2 protein-coding genes are annotated in these 1,714 nt (G+C 69.0%); both read right to left on the minus strand.

Annotated elements, in window-relative coordinates; all coding sequences use genetic code 11:
• Nucleotides 1-92 precede the first annotated feature (92 nt).
• Nucleotides 93-860, minus strand: a complete 768-nt coding sequence (gene fabI, locus ACFCV8_RS35970; protein WP_376689767.1) for an enoyl-ACP reductase FabI — start codon at nt 858-860, stop codon at nt 93-95.
• Nucleotides 861-865: 5 nt separating this feature from the next.
• The gene (gene fabG, locus ACFCV8_RS35975) at nt 866-1,585 is read right to left on the minus strand and encodes a 3-oxoacyl-[acyl-carrier-protein] reductase (RefSeq protein ID WP_376689768.1); all 720 of its coding nucleotides are present in this window, start codon (nt 1,583-1,585) and stop codon (nt 866-868) included.
• Nucleotides 1,586-1,714 lie beyond the last annotated feature (129 nt).

Raw genomic sequence — 1,714 nt, forward strand, 5'->3', positions numbered from 1 at the left:
GACGGGCCGTACCGCGCGGGCCCGGACGCACGAAGGCCGCGTACCGCCGGTGCTCGGGCGGTACGCGGCCGGGTGTCGGCCCGTCGTACGGGTCAGGCGCCCATCATGTGCACGCCGCCGTCGACGTGGATGATCTCACCGGTGGTCTTCGGGAAGAAGTCCGAGAGCAGCGCGACGACGGCGCGGCCCGCGGGCTCCGGGTCCGACATGTCCCAGGCCAGCGGGGAGCGGGTGTCCCACACCTTGGCCAGGTCGGTGAAGCCCGGGATGGACTTCGCGGCCATCGAGCCGAGCGGCCCGGCCGAGACCAGGTTGCAGCGGATGTCGTCCTTGCCGAGGTCACGGGCGAGGTAGCGGGAGGTGGCCTCCAGCGCGGCCTTGGCCGGGCCCATCCAGTCGTACTGCGGCCAGGCGAACTGCGCGTCGAAGGTGAGGCCGACGATCGAGCCGCCGTCGTTCATCAGCGGCTTGCAGGCCATGGCCAGCGACTTCAGCGAGAACGCCGAGACGTGCATCGCGGTGGCGACGGACTCGAACGGGGTGTTCAGGAAGTTGCCGCCGAGCGCGTCCTGCGGCGCGAAGCCGATGGAGTGGACGGCACCGTCGAGGGAGCCGAGCTCCGCCTCGACCAGACCGGCGAGCCGGTCCAGGTGCTCGGTGTTGGTCACGTCCAGTTCGAGGACCTTGGCCGGCTTCGGCAGCTTCCGGGCGACGCGCTCGGTCAGCGTGGGCCGGGGGAAGGCGGTCAGGATGACCTCGGCGCCCTGCTCCTGGGCCACCTTGGCAGTGTGGAACGCGATGGACGACTCCATCAGCACACCGGTGATGAGGATGCGCTTGCCGTCGAGAATTCCGCTCATGGTGATCAGTGACCCATGCCCAATCCGCCGTCAACCGGGATGACGGCTCCAGTGATGTACGACGCGTCGTCGGAGGCGAGGAAGCGCACCGCGGCGGCGATCTCCTCGGGCTGCGCGTAGCGGCCGAGCGGCACCTGGGACACGATGCCCTTGCGCTGCTCCTCGGTGAGCACCTGGGTCATGTCGGTGTCGACAAAGCCGGGCGCGACGACGTTGAAAGTGATGTTCCGCGAGCCGAGCTCGCGGGCCAGCGAACGGGCGAAGCCGACCAGACCGGCCTTGGACGCGGCGTAGTTCGCCTGTCCGGCCGAGCCGAGGAGCCCGACGACGGAGGAGATGAGGACGACCCGGCCCTTCTTGGCGCGCAGCATGCCGCGGTTGGCGCGCTTGACGACCCGGAAGGTGCCGGTGAGGTTGGTGTCGAGGACGGAGGTGAAGTCCTCCTCGGACATCCGCATCAGCAACTGGTCCTTGGTGATACCGGCGTTGGCGACCAGCACCTCGACGGGACCGTGCTTCTCCTCGATCTCCTTGTAGGCCTGCTCCACCTGCTCGGCGTCGGTGATGTCGCAGCGGACCGCGAGGACACCCGCCTCGGTGAGCACGACGGGCGGCTCTCCGGAGCGGTAGGTGATCGCGACCTTGTCACCGTTGTCGGCGAAGGCGCGGGCGATGGCGAGGCCGATGCCCCGGTTTCCTCCGGTGACGAGAACCGAGCGGCTCATCGGATCACCCTTTCCCTAGCGGTCTGGTACGTCGAAAACCTATCGGTAGCCGCTGCTTCCGGAGCAATCGGCCCCTGACAGCGCCTTCCGCCGGGCACTGTGGGGTTCCTACAGTGAGCGGCTCCGCGG

The sequence above is a fragment of the Streptomyces sp. NPDC056347 genome, assembly GCF_042262625.1.
Taxonomy (GTDB): domain Bacteria; phylum Actinomycetota; class Actinomycetes; order Streptomycetales; family Streptomycetaceae; genus Streptomyces.

Excerpts from the sequence above, each read along its gene's own strand:
- fabI (WP_376689767.1), bottom strand. The coding sequence starts at position 860 with ATGAGCGGAATTCTCGACGGCAAGCGCATCCTCATCACCGGTGTGCTG.
- fabG (WP_376689768.1), bottom strand. The coding sequence starts at position 1,585 with ATGAGCCGCTCGGTTCTCGTCACCGGAGGAAACCGGGGCATCGGCCTC.